The organism is Streptomyces polyasparticus, from assembly GCF_014493765.1.
Classification (GTDB): Bacteria; Actinomycetota; Actinomycetes; order Streptomycetales; family Streptomycetaceae; genus Streptomyces; species Streptomyces polyasparticus.
This window is the reverse complement of sequence record NZ_JACTVJ010000019.1, coordinates 231,013-246,029: the sequence shown is the minus strand read 5'-3', so window position 1 is coordinate 246,029 and position 15,017 is coordinate 231,013. Positions and strand designations below refer to the sequence as shown.

General features: G+C 69.5%; 18 protein-coding genes. 11 read left to right on the top strand and 7 right to left on the bottom strand.

The window, feature by feature from the left end; all coding sequences use genetic code 11:
- Nucleotides 1–174: 174 nt before the first annotated feature.
- The 3 genes from H9Y04_RS34025 to H9Y04_RS34015 form a co-directional block, all read right to left on the bottom strand.
- Nucleotides 175–1,911 carry a sensor histidine kinase gene (locus tag H9Y04_RS34025; RefSeq protein ID WP_187817994.1) on the bottom strand — a complete coding sequence of 579 codons (1,737 nt, stop codon included), beginning with the start codon at nucleotides 1,909–1,911 and terminating at the stop codon, nucleotides 175–177.
- A gap of 115 nt (nucleotides 1,912–2,026) precedes the next feature.
- Complete coding sequence (gene gap, locus H9Y04_RS34020) at nucleotides 2,027–3,049, bottom strand: type I glyceraldehyde-3-phosphate dehydrogenase (RefSeq protein ID WP_187817993.1); 1,023 nt, start codon at nucleotides 3,047–3,049, stop codon at nucleotides 2,027–2,029.
- A gap of 170 nt (nucleotides 3,050–3,219) precedes the next feature.
- Complete coding sequence (locus tag H9Y04_RS34015) at nucleotides 3,220–3,915, bottom strand: response regulator (RefSeq protein WP_187817992.1); 696 nt, start codon at nucleotides 3,913–3,915, stop codon at nucleotides 3,220–3,222.
- 732 nt (nucleotides 3,916–4,647) lie between these two features.
- On the opposite strand from H9Y04_RS34015, the gene H9Y04_RS34010 reads away from it, so the two are divergent.
- Nucleotides 4,648–5,295, top strand: a complete 648-nt coding sequence (locus tag H9Y04_RS34010) for a CBS domain-containing protein (RefSeq protein WP_187817991.1) — start codon at nucleotides 4,648–4,650, stop codon at nucleotides 5,293–5,295.
- Between the two features lie 161 nt (nucleotides 5,296–5,456).
- Here the strand turns inward: H9Y04_RS34010 and H9Y04_RS34005 are convergent, their stop codons facing one another.
- Nucleotides 5,457–5,804, bottom strand: coding sequence for a hypothetical protein (locus H9Y04_RS34005; RefSeq protein ID WP_187817990.1), 348 nt, complete (start codon nucleotides 5,802–5,804; stop codon nucleotides 5,457–5,459).
- A 139-nt stretch (nucleotides 5,805–5,943) separates the two neighbouring features.
- Between H9Y04_RS34005 and H9Y04_RS34000 the strand changes: the two genes are divergently transcribed.
- The 8 genes from H9Y04_RS34000 (at nucleotide 5,944) to H9Y04_RS33965 (ending at nucleotide 11,048) form a co-directional block, all read left to right on the top strand.
- Nucleotides 5,944–6,519: a DUF5134 domain-containing protein gene (locus tag H9Y04_RS34000; protein ID WP_308801455.1), complete on the top strand. Its 576-nt coding sequence runs from the start codon at nucleotides 5,944–5,946 to the stop codon at nucleotides 6,517–6,519.
- Nucleotides 6,520–6,663: 144 nt separating this feature from the next.
- Entirely contained in the window at nucleotides 6,664–7,599 is a 936-nt protein-coding gene (locus tag H9Y04_RS33995; RefSeq protein ID WP_187817989.1) for a M56 family metallopeptidase, read from the top strand.
- Between the two features lie 33 nt (nucleotides 7,600–7,632).
- Nucleotides 7,633–8,322, top strand: coding sequence for a phosphatase PAP2 family protein (locus H9Y04_RS33990; RefSeq protein ID WP_187817988.1), 690 nt, complete (start codon nucleotides 7,633–7,635; stop codon nucleotides 8,320–8,322).
- A complete protein-coding gene (locus H9Y04_RS33985) occupies nucleotides 8,319–9,026 on the top strand; it encodes an HAD family hydrolase (RefSeq protein ID WP_187817987.1) in 708 nt (235 codons plus the stop codon). The genes H9Y04_RS33990 and H9Y04_RS33985 overlap by 4 nt, the downstream gene beginning before the upstream one ends.
- A 92-nt stretch (nucleotides 9,027–9,118) precedes the next feature.
- Nucleotides 9,119–9,292 (top strand): hypothetical protein, encoded by a 174-nt coding sequence (locus tag H9Y04_RS33980; RefSeq protein ID WP_187817986.1) that lies wholly within the window; start codon nucleotides 9,119–9,121, stop codon nucleotides 9,290–9,292.
- 230 nt (nucleotides 9,293–9,522) lie between these two features.
- Complete coding sequence (locus tag H9Y04_RS33975) at nucleotides 9,523–9,699, top strand: hypothetical protein (RefSeq protein WP_187817985.1); 177 nt, start codon at nucleotides 9,523–9,525, stop codon at nucleotides 9,697–9,699.
- 143 nt (nucleotides 9,700–9,842) lie between these two features.
- Nucleotides 9,843–10,112: a hypothetical protein gene (locus tag H9Y04_RS33970; RefSeq protein WP_187818013.1), complete on the top strand. Its 270-nt coding sequence runs from the start codon at nucleotides 9,843–9,845 to the stop codon at nucleotides 10,110–10,112.
- 63 nt (nucleotides 10,113–10,175) lie between these two features.
- Nucleotides 10,176–11,048: an oxidoreductase gene (locus tag H9Y04_RS33965; protein ID WP_187817984.1), complete on the top strand. Its 873-nt coding sequence runs from the start codon at nucleotides 10,176–10,178 to the stop codon at nucleotides 11,046–11,048.
- 29 nt (nucleotides 11,049–11,077) lie between these two features.
- On the opposite strand, the gene H9Y04_RS33960 is transcribed toward H9Y04_RS33965, so the two are convergent.
- On the bottom strand, nucleotides 11,078–11,626 hold the full coding sequence (locus tag H9Y04_RS33960; protein ID WP_187817983.1) for a GNAT family N-acetyltransferase: 549 nt from the start codon (nucleotides 11,624–11,626) through the stop codon (nucleotides 11,078–11,080).
- Between the two features lie 96 nt (nucleotides 11,627–11,722).
- On the opposite strand from H9Y04_RS33960, the gene H9Y04_RS33955 reads away from it, so the two are divergent.
- Complete coding sequence (locus tag H9Y04_RS33955; protein ID WP_187817982.1) at nucleotides 11,723–12,316, top strand: TetR/AcrR family transcriptional regulator; 594 nt, start codon at nucleotides 11,723–11,725, stop codon at nucleotides 12,314–12,316.
- Here H9Y04_RS33955 and H9Y04_RS33950 read toward each other — a convergent pair.
- On the bottom strand, nucleotides 12,313–12,468 hold the full coding sequence (locus tag H9Y04_RS33950) for a DUF6479 family protein (protein WP_187817981.1): 156 nt from the start codon (nucleotides 12,466–12,468) through the stop codon (nucleotides 12,313–12,315). The two genes, H9Y04_RS33955 and H9Y04_RS33950, sit on opposite strands and share 4 nt — an antisense overlap.
- Nucleotides 12,469–12,754: 286 nt before the next feature.
- On the opposite strand from H9Y04_RS33950, the gene H9Y04_RS33945 reads away from it, so the two are divergent.
- Complete coding sequence (locus tag H9Y04_RS33945; RefSeq protein ID WP_187817980.1) at nucleotides 12,755–13,402, top strand: TetR/AcrR family transcriptional regulator; 648 nt, start codon at nucleotides 12,755–12,757, stop codon at nucleotides 13,400–13,402.
- A 1-nt stretch (nucleotide 13,403) separates the two neighbouring features.
- Here H9Y04_RS33945 and H9Y04_RS33940 read toward each other — a convergent pair whose 3' ends face one another.
- Nucleotides 13,404–14,909, bottom strand: a complete 1,506-nt coding sequence (locus H9Y04_RS33940; RefSeq protein ID WP_187817979.1) for an LVIVD repeat-containing protein — start codon at nucleotides 14,907–14,909, stop codon at nucleotides 13,404–13,406.
- Between the last annotated feature and the right edge of the window lie 108 nt (nucleotides 14,910–15,017).

Below are 15,017 nucleotides of genomic sequence, written 5' to 3'. Positions count from 1 at the left end.
CGACAAGGGGAGGTAGTCATGCCAACTCCGAAGGCCGGTAACCCCGTTGCGGGGCTACGAAAAAGGTAATGGGGGGGGGAGTCCACGGCCGTCGCCTGTCGCAGGTGCAGCCGGAACGGGCGCTCACTGCCCGGAGTTACCCGTCAATCCGTACACGGTGAGGCACCTGGCCCTTCAAGCCGTGTCCGAGGACTGCTCCAACGGGACATACCACACGAGCCGCGTCCCGCTTCCTCCCGGACTCCGCAACTCCATGTCACCGCCGAACTGCCGCGCCCGTTCGGCCATGTTGGCGAGGCCGCTGCGGCGGCATCCTGCCGGAATCCCCACGCCGTTGTCGGTGACTGTCAGACTGACCTGCTTGCCGTCCGTCTCCAGGGCGACGTCTGCACGGTCGGCGCCGGCGTGGCGGGCGATATTGGTCAGGGCTTCGGTGAGGACGGCCATGACCTGGTCGGCGATCTGCCTGGGCACATGCGTGTCGAGCAGGCCCTCCATACGGATGCTGGGTGCGAAGCCGAGCAGCGGAGCGGCCTCGCCGATCCCGCGTACCACGCGGGACCTCAGACCGGGCGCCGCATCGTCGTCACGGGAGCGCAAGCCGAAAATGGTGGACCTGATGATCTTGATGGTTTCGTCGAGGTCGTCCACGGCCCGCAGGATCCGCTCGGAAGCCAGGTCGTCCTGCACGCGCCGGCCGGCACTCTGCAGCGTCATGCCGGTGGCGAAAAGCCGCTGGATGGCCAAGTCGTGCAGATCGCGTGCGATCCGGTCGCGGTCCTCCAGAAGCACGATCTGTTCCGCGTCCTCCCGGCGTTCGGCCAACTCCATGGCGACGGCCGCCTGTGCGGCGAAGACCTGGAGCGGCTCGGTCTCCTTCGCGGAGAACTCGTGACCGCCCGACTCCCGGACCAGCAGCACCACACCACGGGCCCGCTCACCCGAACCAATGGGTACGGCGACCGCAGGCCCGAGACCCTCGAAGCGCGACGGGCCCGCCGTGAGCCGGTCGTCCCGGGAGACATCGGGGCTGCTGACGGGGACCCGCCTGAGAAACGCCTGTCCGATGAGTGTGCCCTCTACCGGGAGCACGGCCCCGCGCCACAGATCGGCCTGCGGGCCGATGGCGAGTTCCACCGCGAGCGTGTCCGTGCCGCTCAGCGGCATGGCCATCACGCTCAGGGCGGACCCGGTGATCTCCCTGGCCCGTTCGGCGATGAGCGGCAACACCCCACTGTGGTCGCCACCGGACATCAATGTGTGGGTGACCTCCGCGTTCACCTGAAGCCACCGCTCTCTCAGCCGGGACTCCTCGTAGAGGCGGGCGTTGTCGATCGTCACCCCGGCCGCCACGGCAAGCGTCGCCAGCACGGACTCGTCGTCCTCGTCGAACTGCTGCCCGCCGCGCTTCTCCGTCAGGTACAGGTTGCCGAAGACCTGGTCCCGCACGCGGATGGGGACGCCCAGGAAGGTGTTCATCGGTGGGTGGTGGGCGGGGAAACCGAAGGAGGCAGGATGCTCGGAAAGCATGGCCAGGCGCAGCGGCTCCGGATGACGGATCAGCTCGCCCAGGATGCCGTGCCCCTCCGGATAGGGTCCGATTCGCGCGATCTGTTCCTCGTCCACGCCAACGGTATGGAAGGCCGACAGCCGCCGCCCGTCGGGGCCGATGACGCCGAGCGCCGCGTACTCGGCGTCGACCAACGACGCCGCGGCCTCCACGATGCTGTACAACGCCTGTTCCAGGTCCAGCTTCCGGCCGACAGAGAGCACGGCTTCCAGGAGGCTGTGCACCCGGTCCTGGGTGACACGCGCCGCGTCCAGTCGGGCCTGCAGCTCCTCCAGCAATTCGTCCAGCCGTAGTTGCGGCAGTCGCACCCGCGCTTCACGGGCTCCTTCGGCGCTTCCCAACGCTGACCCTCCAAAGCCCTGCCCGGGCAGCTGTCGAACCGTTGTACCACCACGGTAACTGCCCGGGCAGGCCGACGACATGGCGCCGCTCCCGCGGCGCGATCCGGCCGAACGATCACATCCGCGGCAGTCGGGCCGCCACGTACTGGGTGAGGTCCAGGAGGCGGTTGGTGTAGCCCCACTCGTTGTCGTACCAGCCGAAAACCTTGACCAGTTCCCCGTGGGCCTGGGTGAGCGGTGCGTCCAGGACACACGAGGCGGCGTCGCCGACCACGTCGCGGGAGACGATCGGCGCTTCGGACACCCTGAGCACGCCCTTGAGCGGTCCTTCGGCGGCCTCACGATAGGCCGCGTTGACCTCCTCCGCGCTCACGGCCCGGTCGAGCACGACGGTCAAGTCGATCAGCGAGCCGTCCTCCACCGGAACGCGGACCGCGCTGCCGTCCAGCGTGCCCGCCAGTTCCGGGAGGACAAGCCCCACGGCGCGGGCGGCACCGGTGCTGGTGGGGATGATGTTGACCGCCGCCGAACGGCCCCGCCGCAGGTCCTTGTGCGGGCCGTCCAGGACCACTTGGTCATTGGTGTAGCCGTGGATCGTCGTCATCAGCCCCTTGACGAGGCCGAAGTGGTCGTCGAGGACCTTGACCATGGGAGCCACGCAGTTGGTCGTGCACGATGCGTTGGAGATGACGTGATGCCGGTCCGGGTCGTACGTACCCTCGTTGACCCCCATCACCAGCGTGGCGTCGACGTCCTTGCCCGGCACCGACAGCAGCACTTTGCGCGCACCGGCCGCCAGGTGCAGTCCGGCCTGCTCCTGGGTACGGAAGCGCCCGGTTGCCTCGATCACCACGTCCACGCAGTGCCGGCCCCAGGCAAGGGCGGCAGGGTCACGTTCGGCGGTCACCTCCATGCGATGGCCGTCCACCGTCAGCGAGGACTCATCGTGTGTGACCGGACGCGGGAACCGCCCGCACGTCGAGTCGTACGCAAGCAGGTGCGCCAGCGTCGCAGGAGTGGCGACATCGTTGATCGCCACCACTTCCACCGACGCGGCGTCACCTGTGCGTTCCAGCACGCACCGCAGGTAGTTCCGGCCGATGCGGCCGAAGCCGTTGATGCCCACCCGTATGGTCATGTCTGTCGTCCTCCCCTGGAAGCGGCGATGCCCGGCGGCGTTCCCGGGATCACCCTCGGCCTGTGGCCGCGGTGCGGCCGCGGACATGGGCCGGGCGGGGGCGGACTGTGGGACCAATGGTCTCGGGGAAAAGGCAGGCCGCTTGTGGTGGCGGCAGTCGCGCCGAGGCTCTAACGGCCTTCGGCTTCCCTCCGGTCGCGTGCCTGCGTGGCGATGACGGCGGCCTGGATGCGGCGCTCCACGCCCAGCTTGGCGAGCAGCCGGGAGATGTGGTTCTTGACCGTCTTCTCCGCGAGGTACATCCGCTGGCCGATCTGCCGATTGGTGAGCCCTTCACCGATCAGGTCGAGGATTTCGCGTTCCCGGTCCGTGAGACCCGGCAGCAGATCCGGCTCCTCGGCAGTCTCCTGTGCGCCTCGCAGCCGGGCCATCAGTTTCGTCGTGGCGGCCGCATCCAGCAACGACTGGCCGCGGGCCACGGTCTGCACGGCGGAGACCAGGTCCGAACCCTGGATCTGCTTGAGGACGTATCCGGCCGCGCCGGCCATGATCGAGTCCAACAGTGCCTCCTCGTCGTCGAAGGAGGTCAGCATCAGGCAGGCCAGGTCCGGCATCTGCGAGCGCAGCTCACGGCAGACCGTCACTCCGTCGCCGTCGGGCAGACGTACGTCCAGGACCGCCACGTCGGGGCGCAGGGCAGGGCACCGCACCAGTGCCTGCTCCGCCGTCGCGGCTTCGCCGACCACCGTGATGTCCGGTTCGTCGTCCAGCAGGTCGTGCACTCCTCTGCGGACCACCTCGTGGTCGTCCAGCAGGAACACCTTGATAGGGCCCCCCGCGCGGCCCCCCTGCTCACTGTGCGCCATCGGTCACTCCTCGCGCCTCGTGCAATGTCAGGATCATTTCTCCTCAGCATGACCAAGGTCCAGGGCCGGTCGGCCCTGATCTTTGTTCCGCTCCGTGCCCCACGAGTCCGCGGGCGCGGAGCGGCCCCGTCGGTCCGCGGGCGCGGAGCGGCCCCGTCCTGTTCGGGTCCAAAAAGGGCATGCCGGGTCGCGCGAGTACCCACGGGACGCCTCACCAGCCGTCCGCGCCCCTCGATCACCGTCCGACACAGTGCGCGCCCGTGCGGACACCGTGATCGCACCCCGTAAGCAACACCGTGAACGGGGCCCGACCGGCCCCCTGCCGGGGACGGCCGGCACCTCGTCTCCGGCAGGTTGCGGCCCGACGCTGGAACCGTCAAGCGCCGACTGCAGAAGGCCGAAGCCGAAGGGGGCGGCAGCAGATGAGGACACAGCCCCTGAGCCCGAGACCTTGTGCCAAGAGCCCCTCCCAACGGGGGCCGACCGCCTCTGGGACAGCGGACGGAAGCCGCCGCAGCGTTGACGCGTCGCACAACGATCAACAGGGGTACGACGGTCGAGCACTTCGACGACCGCGGAACCACGACCGGCGTGCGGGTGCGGGCCGGCCGGGTCCGCGACTGTCCACGCGCTCGCATCGAGTGCACCGTGCACCGCCTGCTCCACCTGGCGGGGAGCCGAGGACCTTATCCGGGTCCGGCCTCTCCGCCGCGCTTGTGAGGGAGAATCACCATGAACGTTCGCATCGTCGGGGAAGTCATGACCACTGACGTGGTGCAGGCCCGCAGCACCACACCGTTCAAGGAGGTCGTACGGCTGCTCGACCACCACCGGATCAGCGGAATGCCGGTGGTCGACGCCGACGACAAGGTCCTGGGCGTCCTGTCCGGCAGTGACCTGATACGTGCCCAGGCGCAGCGCGAAGCCCGTACGCCGCCACGGGCCGTGACCGCACGGGACGTGATGACGAGCCCTGCGATCACCGTGCACCCCGAGCAGACCGTGCCGGACGCGGCACGGCTCATGGAGCGCCGCGGCATCGAGCGGCTGCCGGTGGTGGACGAGGCCGATCGCCTCATCGGCATCGCCACCCGCCGCGACCTGCTCCGGGTCTTCCTGCGCTCGGACGAGGACATCAGGCGCCAAGTGACCGAGGACATCGTCATCGCGGCAATGCGGTTGCCGGCCGACGCCGTCCACGTAGTGGTCCGCGACGGTGTCGTCACCCTCGAAGGGCAGGTCGAACTGCGCAGTCACGTCGCTGAGATCCTTTACTCTGCCTGGCGCCTCGACGGTGTGATCGGCGTGGTGAACAGCTTGAGCTTCCGTACCGACGATTGCTCGGCAACCGCCCCGGCCCAGCGGACCGGAGGTTCATGAGAGCGGCGCACGCTCTCCCGCGAAGGCTCGAGACCAGCGCGTGTCGGTGCTGCCCTGCTCGTGCCCTTGGCCGCTGTCCAACCCTTGTGGCTCGCCTGCGCACTTGACCGGCACCACCGTGATGCCGGAATACGCCGCGACCACCGGCGAGTTGCTCGCCGTCAGTCGAATGCGTCCGTCAGGCAGTCCGTGCGGCAGGCGCCCGCCTCGAAGCGTTCCCGCAGGGCGGCCGCCGCCTGGTCCCTCGGCACGGGGTGGTGGCCGAACTGGGCGGACATGACGCGGATGACGTCCTCGACGCGGATGATGGCCGGTTCGTCCGGAGCCGCCTGGCGCCGGGCCGCCGCTATGGCCATATCGGCCGCTCTGCGCAGGCGTTGGGCGAAGAGACGTTCCTGCGCCTCCCTCGCACGCCGTGGCGAGATCGGACGGCGGACACTCCCCCGCCAGAGCACGCCGAAGACCACGAGCGCCGCCCCCATCGCCACGACCAGCAAAGCCGAAGACATCCGTCCCCACCACCGCTCAGACCCACGCCCCGGACGCAGGGCTCCCCCATTGCGCTCCCCTGTGTACACCCGTGCGCCGCGTACGACCCCACGACTGCGGGCATCGACCTCAGGACACCGTCGAACGGGGAGGTGCGCGGTGCACGGACCTGCGCCGGCAGGCTGGCTGCTCGTGGCGTTATGTCTGGCGATGGGGGCGTACTGCCTGCTGCGGATGCGCAGTTCACTGTCCGAGCAGCGTACGGGCGCGGGCGGCGAGGCGCTCATGGGCTTCGCGATGGCGCTGATGGCGGTGCCCGCCGCGGCGCTCACTCCGCCTGCCGCCCTGTGGTGGGCGTACATCGCCGTGTTCGGTGTGGCAGCCGCGTACGAGGTGCTGCGCGCTCGCCGGTCGGCCCACCATCTGCACCACATGGTCGGCGCGCTGGCGATGGTCTACATGTCCTTGGCGATGGCCTCCCCAGGGGCCTCCGGAGGCGGGCACCACGGTTCGGCAGGTGTGCCGCTCCTGACCGGCACGCTGCTCGTCTACTACGCCGCGTACGTGCTGCGCTCGGGTCTGCGGCTGATGCCGACCGCGACCGCCGGAGCACCGTTGCCGTCACCGGCGCCTGTGACGATCACGGTGACGGGCTGGGGCGACCGGACCGAGCTGGCGATGGCGTGCCGGCTGTCGATGGGGATCGCCATGTTCGCGATGCTGCTCACCATGTGACGTCCGCATCAGGCGATGCGGACGTCCACGTGAGAGGCCGGCCGGACGGATGTTACGGACCTTTCCGGCATACGGTTCGTGGCGTCCGTCACTTGCCCGTGCGGCCCGTACCGCCTGGTAGCCGGTCCTCCTAGGGTGGACAGCATGATGGTCCCTGCCGCCCTGCTGCTGCTCGGCGCCCTGACCGCCGTCCTGGCACCGCGACTGCTCGCCCGCGCCAAATGGCCCGAACGCGAACCCGTCGTGGCGCTGTGGATGTGGCAGTGCGTGATCGCGGCAGTGCTGCTGTGCTGTCTGCTGTCCATGCTGCTCAGCGCCGCAGGGGCCTGGCATCAGGTACGAGGACAGGTCTTCGCTCCCGCTCCGCACGGCGTCGTCGAGGCGTACGCGCTGGGAGCGGGCGGCCCCTGGGCCGCCACCGTCGCCGTCGTACTGGCCTGCGGCGGCCTGTGGTCGGGCGCGATGCTGACCCGCGAGGTGCTGCGCGCCCGCGCCCGCCGCCGCGCGGCCCGCACCGAACTGCGGCGGCGCGCACCGCTGCTTCCGGGCGAGGAACCGGGCAGTGACCGGCTCGTGGTCATCGAGGGCGAGCGTCCCGACGCCTGGTGGCTGCCGGGCACCGCGCCCCAACTGGCCATCACCACGGCCGCGTTGCGCCGCCTCAAGGGCCGCCAGCTGGATGCCGTACTCGCTCATGAGCAGGGGCATGCGGCGGCCCGGCACGACTGGCTCCTGCACTGCTCGTCGGCGCTGGCGAACGGGTTCCCGCAGGTGCCGGTGTTCGCGGCGTTCCGCGACGAGATGCACCGCCTGGTGGAGCTGGCCGCCGACGATGTCGCCTCCCGCCGCTTCGGCCGGCTGACCATCGCGCTCGCGCTCGTCGAACTCAACGAGGACCGTGGGGTGTTCGGCCCCTGCCCCACCGCGCACGCCCAGGTGCCGCAGCGCGTCCACCGCCTGCTGTCCGCCAAGCCCCGCCTCACCGCGGGCCGCCGGCTGCGCCTGACGGCGGCGGGCGCCCTGGTGCCGGTGGTTCCGCTGCTCGTGGCGTTCGTGCCGGGACTGAGCGCGCTGGGCTAGCCCCGACGGGGGTACTCGGCAAGGATCAAGCCCATGTCACGTCGTCACAGTCGCCTCAGCAGGCCCGCCGCACTCACGGGTCTCTTCGGCACGCTCTCGCTCGTCCTGCTCCTCCTGGTAGCAGCCGCCTGGCCGCCGCTGCGTTCCTTCGACACCGGGCTCGCCCGCACGATGCACCGCTGGGCGCATTCCTGGGACGGGGTGACGCAGTTCAACCGCGTGCTGTCCGACTGGGTCTGGGACCCGTGGACACTGCGCGCGCTCTGCGCCGTCGTCGTGGTGTGGCTGTGGACGCGCGGGGCGCGGCACTTCGCCGTGCTGCTCGCGGTGACCTGCACCGTCGGAACACTCGCCCAGCAGGCGCTCAAGGCACTGGTGGACAAGGACCGACCGCAGTGGCAGAACCCCGTAGACAGCGCCCATTACGCGGCGTTCCCCTCCGGCCACGCGATGACGGCGACGGTCGCGTGCGGGCTGCTGCTCTGGCTGCTGCGGCGGTACGGAGTCCGCGGCGCGGCGTGGGCGACGGCCGTCGCGCTGGCGTCGGTGTCGGTGATCGGGGTCGGGCTCACCCGGATCTGGCTCGGCGTGCACTGGCCGAGCGATGTGCTCGGCGGCTGGCTGCTCGGCATGCTCACGGTGGCGATCGCCATCTGCTCGTACCGGCGCCTGGAAGCCAAGGTTGACCCCGGCTCCGGTGACGGCCGAGGATCGATCGCATGACGATCAAGGGCGTGCTCTTCGACTTCTCCGGAACTCTGCTGCGCATCGAGACCACCGAGTCCTGGCTGCGAGCCGTCCTCGCCGAGGCCGGGACGGTGCTTCCCGAGCCCGAATTCCGGCGGTGCGCACAGGAATTGGAGTACGTCGGCGCCCTGCCCGGCGGCACGCCATCGCCGCGGGTGCCGGACCACCTGCGGGACATCTGGGCCGTACGCGACGAGAGCGCGGACAATCACCGCATCGCATACACGGGACTCTCCGGTGTCGTGGACCTTCCTCACCCCGGCCTGCACGACGCGCTCTACAACCGGCACATGACACCGCCCGCCTGGGGCCCGTACCCGGACACGGCGGCGGTCCTCGCGGGCCTGCGTGAGCGCGGCATCCGCGTGGGCGTGCTGAGCAACATCGGCTGGGACCTGCGCCCGGTGTTCCGCGAGCACGGCCTCGATCAGTACGTCGACACCTACGTCCTGTCGTACGAGCACGGCATCCAGAAGCCGGACCCGCGACTCTTCGGCATCGCCCTCGAACAGCTGGGGGTGGCGCCCGAGGACGCCCTGATGGTCGGCGACGACCGCCATGCGGACGGCGGTGCGGCCCAACTCGGCTGCGCCGTGCACTTCGTGGACCATCTGCCCGCGCACGAGCGGCCCGGTCAGCTGCTGCCCGTACTCGGCCTGGTCGACGGTTCGGCGGGCTGAGTCCGCAGAACTCTTTGGCCACAGCTGCCGCTCGGGGTCCACCCGGCCTCTGGGCCAACGGCGCCCGTCGCGCAAGGCCCTAAGGTGGTGGCATGCCCCGCGAAACCACCCCTGGTTCCGTGCGGTCTGCCGAACTCAACGAGCAGATCCGCGCGTTGTGGACGCGCGCGGGCGGACGCCTGGACGAGCAACAGCGCGCAGAATATGAGCGTTTGGTGACTGCTTGGGCGGCTGCCGTCCGCAGCGATGTGACCGAGACGGTCTGAATCGGGTGAACTCCCGCGCGGGCAACCGCCGGACTCCCCTGCCTCATGAAGACGGCGTGTGCGGCCCACCCGTTGGCCGCGCTCGGCGAGGCGAACATCACAACGCCCGCCCCTTTGCGCGCCAGGTTCCTCAACTATGCAGGTCAGAGCCGGTTTTTCGCCCCGCGTACAGGTGGAAATCACAGAGTTTTCTCAGCGCGTTGTCATACCCGGCCCCTAAGCTCGTTCACATGTCCTCCACTCCGCGTCCGCGCCCCACTCGGTCCGCCGAAGAGCTCAATGAGCAGATACGGCGGCTGATGCTGTGCTCCGGCGGGCGCCTGAGCGAGGAGCAGCGCAAGGAGTACGCAGGCCTTGTCGTCGAGTGGTCGGAGGCGGTCCGGGGCGGCGTGCTCGAGTCGGTCTGACCCGCCGGCCACGGCCCCGACCACCGGCCCTGGGGGTTTTCCCCCAGGCAAAGTTCCTGGTCAACCGGGTGTTTTGCATGATCCACGGGCTCTACCTTCGAAGTGTCGGCGCAGTCGGAGGCGCCGCTACACCAGGAGTCCTCATGCGCAAGATCGCTCTCGCTCTGGGCCTGCTCGCAGGCACCTATCTGATCGTCCGCGCCATCGCCGAGCCCTTCGTGATCGACTTCGGCGACCCGTCCTCGTACGCCGCCGACTGGGGCGGACCGAGTCTGATCGGCGTACTCGCCGTGCACTGTCTGCCGGGGGTGCTCTCGGCATGGCTGATGGTCCGCATGGCCCGGCGCCGCTTCGGGCGCACCTCCCAGCACGCGGGTCACGGGCGCGCACCCGTGACTTCGCGGGGCCGGTAGCCGCCCGCCCCCTGCGGGGCAAGACTGGGCCGCAACCCGCACCGCCGCGAGGGGAGCCACCCCATGACCAGGTGGACGCCAGCCGATATACCGGCCCAAACCGGTCGAACTGTCATCGTTACTGGAGGAAGCAGCGGCCTCGGTGCCGAGGTCGTCCGCGCGCTCTGCGCAGCTGGTGCGCAGGTGATCCTCACCTGCAGGGACGAGCGCAGGGGCCGGGCGGTGGCACAGTCCGTGGACAGGCGGGAGCCCGAGGTGCACCGCCTCGATCTCGCCGATCTGAAGTCGGTACGCGCCTTCGCGGAGACCCTGGAGCGCCCGGTGGATGTGCTCGTCAACAACGCCGGCGTCATGGCAGTCCCGTACTCCGTCACGGCCGACGGCTTCGAACAGCACATCGGCACCAACCACTTGGGGCCCTTCGCCCTGACGGGGCTGCTCCTGGACCGCGTCCGCGACCGGATCGTCACCGTCTCGAGCGGCCTCCACCGGCTGGGCCGTATCCATCTCGACGACCTCCATTACGAGCACCGCCGCTACCAGCGCTGGCTCGCATACGCCCAGTCCAAGCTGGCCAACCTGCTCTTCGCCTACGAACTCCAGCGCCGCCTGCCCGCCGACGGCCCGCTCTCGGTGGCGGCCCACCCCGGCGTCGCCGCGACCGAGGGCCAGCGCCGGGACACCTCGCTCCAGGGCAAGATCCTGGCCGGCGGCCGCGCGCAACCGCCGTCGATGGGAGCCCTTCCGCTGCTCCACGCGGCGACGGCGCCCGGGGGCGAAGGCGGGATCTGCATCGGCCCCGACGGCCTGTTCCAGCGCAACGGCTACCCGCAGCGGGTCACCACCAGCGGCCGGTCCCGGGATACGGAGACGGCATCCGGCCTGTGGGATCGCTCGGAGCGGGCGACGGGGGTGCGGTACACCTTCGGCAGCTGATCCCAGGGAGTGCGGCTCACCTCTGGAGGTCAGCGTGCGCCGCCCCGCTCCGTGGCGAGGACCGCCCACACCTGCTTGTCGTAGCGGACGCCCTCGTAGGGCCAGGCCTCGCGGCGCACGCCTTCCAAGGTCATGCCGAGGCGTTTGGCCACCGCCGCGCTGCGCTCGTTGTCCGCGCGGCAATGCCACTCGGCGCGGTGCAGCCCGCGGATGGTGAAGGCCCAGTCGAGCAGGGCGACACAGGCCTTCGTCACCAGGCCGTGCCCTTCGGCGGACGGCTCCAGCCAGCAACCGATCTCACAGGATCCGGCGGCCGCGCTGAAGTCCGTGAACATCACCCCGCCCACCAGCACGTCCTCCCTCCAGATCCCATACAGCCGGGCGCCGTCGGCGGCCTGCCGCTCGGCATAGCGGGCGAGCGTCGCGCGTGCACCATCCAGATCGGCCGTGACGAACGCGGCCCCCACCCAGGGACGGATGTGCTCGCGGGCCCTGGCCATATGGGCGGCGAACTCCTCCGCGTGCCAGACCTCCAGCGGTGCGAGCCGGGCGTCGTCGCGCAACGGCAGCGAGAACATCAAGCCTCCCTCTCCAAAGGCACCCGGTTCACGCTGCCGGGGCACCCGTTCACGGCCATTTACGTAACAGCCGTTATGGCAATGTAGCGTGGCCCCATGCCACGTACCAAGGGAGATCACGAAGCCCGTCGCCGCGAGGTCTCCGCCGCCGTCTGGCAGGTCATGGCCACCCGCGGCTTCGCCGGACTGACACTGCGCGCCGTGGCCGCGGAGCTGGGCGCGACGACGGGGCTGCTCACGCACTACTTCCCGACCAAGCGCGCGCTGGTCGCGTACGCCCTCGATCTGCTCGAGGAACGCACACTCGCCCGCCCGCGCCGCACCACGGGCGCGGGCCTGGCCTCGGTCAGGGACGCACTCCTGGACATCCTCCCGCTGACCCCGGAGGCCACCGACAGCAACCGGATCTGGGTCTCGTCCTGGGACGCGTCACTGTCGGATCCGGAGCTGAGCGCGGACTACGCCCGCAAATACGCGCAGAGCCGCGACAGACTCCGCGAGCGGGTCATCGCGGCCCAGGAGCTCGGCGAACTGCCGCCCGGCGACCCCGCAGAGATCGCGTCGGCGGCCCAGGCGTTCGTCCTCGGCCTGGTCGTCCAGTCCCTCTTCGACCCGGCGGCCTACCCGCCCGAACGACAGGTCCAGCTGCTCGACGACCATCTGGCCCGCCTCGCGAGCGCGCGCGGCTAGTGCCGACTGGGAGGGTCCTGACTGTCCGGGGTCTCCCAGGAGTCCTCGCGCGGCTGGTGCGGCGGTGGAGCGTTTCGTCTCGCGGCGAGGCGTCGCCCATACCAGAAGGCGAGCAGCAGGACGACCACGACTACGACGCCGATCAGGGTCATGAGCCAGGACGTTGAGCTTGCGGCGAGCATCACGGAGAACGCCTCCAAAGGGGGGGTGTCTCTTTTCTCCAGTTTCGGCCCGCCGCAGCACGGTCGCATGCGGAGCGGCGATCGACCGCCGGGAGTGATCACCCACTCACAAGCCCCCGACCAGCACAAAGCCGCCCGTCCGGACGATCCCCCGCGTCGCCCGGGCGGACGGCAGCACAGTGGAGCCCACGGAGGGACCCGTTCTGTGCACGCTGAGTATAGTTGGCTGCGAGCCAGTCAACACGGGAGTTCGCGATTGTCCCCGCGCAGCGCATCGGTCAACGAGGAGTTGCGCCGGCGTTCCCGCGAGCGGCTGCTGCAGGCGACGGTGGAGCTCGTGGGCGAGCGCGGCTACGAGGCGACGACGCTCGGGGACATCACCGACCGCGCCGGATGCGCGCGGGGTCTGGTCTCGTACTACTTCCCCGGAAAGCGGCAGCTGCTGCAGTCCGCGGTGCACCGGCTCATGCATCTGACCCTGCAGGCGGCGCTGGAGCGTGAGCCGCGCACGAGCGACGGCGACGAGCTGCTCGCGCGGGCCATCGACGCGATCCTGGGCCTGGCGGTCGAGCGGCCGCTCCTGATGCGGACGCACATGGCGGGCATTCTGCAGGCCGAGGGGTTCGTGCAGTGCCCCGAGCAGCAGCGCCTGGCGGAACTGCTGCGCGACACCTGCGTACGGCACGGTTCGCTCGATGTGGACCGTGACTACCCGCTGCTGCGGGCGCAGTTGATGGGTGCGGTGTTCGCGGTGCTGATTCCCGGGGCGCCGATGCCGCCGGCCACCCTGCGGGCGGAGCTGTTCCACCGCTACGAGCTGCGGTGGGAGCTCGGCGTCCCGCCGGACGGCTGCCCGCCCGGCGGAACTCACAAGATCAATCAGTCAGCTCGACCGTCGACGTAGCTCACCGGTCGAAGTAGTCGGGCTGCGTCTGGACGTTGAGCTCGTCCAGGCGAATCCGCTTCGCCGGGTCCGTACGACGGTCGTTGATCTTCAGAACGTCGAGGCCCTTGGCGATGTCGTTGGAGTAGACATAGCCGTTGTAGTAGTACGCGGACCATGAACCGGCGGTCTGCAGCGTGGTGGTGCTCAGCGGTCCACGCTCGAAGTAGCCGATCTCCTTGGGCTTGCTCGAGTCCGTGAAGTCCCAGACCGAGATGCCGCCCTGGTACCAGGCCTGGACCATCAGGTCCTTGCCCTTGACCGGAATCAGCGAACCGTTGTGCGCGACGCACACCTCGGTGTCGGCCTGGTGCCGGTCGATCTTGAAGTACGAGCGGAAGACCAGCTTGCGCTTGTCACCCTTGCCAACGATGTCGTAGATGCCGTTCGCGCCGCGGTTCGGGCCGATGGCCTCATTGCAGGTGGCCGCACCGCCGCCGCCCAGCTCGTCAGTGAAGACGATCTTGTTGGCCTTCTGGTTGAACGTCGCCGAGTGCCAGAACGCGAAGTTCACGTTGTCCTGGACCTGGTCGATGACGCGGGGCTTGGCCGGGTCCTCGATGTCGAGCAGGATGCCGTCGCCCATGCAGGCGCCCGCGGCGAGGTCCTTGGAAGGCAGCACGGTGATGTCGTGGCAACCGGTGGTCTTCGAGACACCCGGGTTGGTGGGACCGCCCGGGTTGCCGCCGCCGTCCGGCCCGTCACCGGGGAACAGCACGGGGAAGTCGATAACCGCGGCCTGCGTCGGGGCCTTGCGCGGGACCTTGATCACCGAGATGCCGTCGTGCGGAGGCTGGCAGTCGGGGAAGGTCGCGCTCGGGAAGTACGAGGAGACGTAGACGTAGACGTTCTTGCGCTCCGGCACCAGCGTGTGCGTGTGCGAGCCGCAGGCCGTCTCCACCGAGGCGACATAGTCCGGCTTGGTGATGTCGCTGATGTCGAAGATCTTGATGCCCTCCCACGACGACTTCTCCGTCGCGGGCTGCGAGACGCTGTTGCAGGAGTTGTCGCTGCGCGAGGAGTCGGTCGACAGGAAGAGCAGATCGCCGGAGACCGAGATGTCGTTCTGGCCACCGGGGCACAGGACCTGCGCGACGGTCTTCGGCGCCCTCGGGTTGCTGATGTCGAAGATGCGGAAGCCGTCGTAGTTGCCGGCGAAGGCGTACTTGCCCTGGAACGCGATGTCGGTGTTGAGACCGGGCAGCGCGTCCTTCGGCACGTTCGCGATGTGTTCGATGTTGTCGGAGTGGACGATCTCGTCCTGCCCCGGAATCTCACCGCTCGATATCGCGGCACGGGTGTCCGCGGTATCACTCTTCGAGACGCTCTCCGGGGCAGCCGGCGTGTCGCCCGGGTCGGGGGTGGCTCCGGCCTGACCTGCCGTCAGGAGTGTGGCGACAAGCCCGAACGCGGCAGCCGCGACGCCGAGACGTCTGCGACGGACGCGAGTTTTGTTCAGTTGCTTCACTTCGTCCTCCCAAGTCGCCGTTCAGAGTTGAACGGTTCACGGACAACGGCAGTATCGTGCTCGCCATGCACATCTCAACAGATGGCAACGTACTTGTAATCGAAGTTT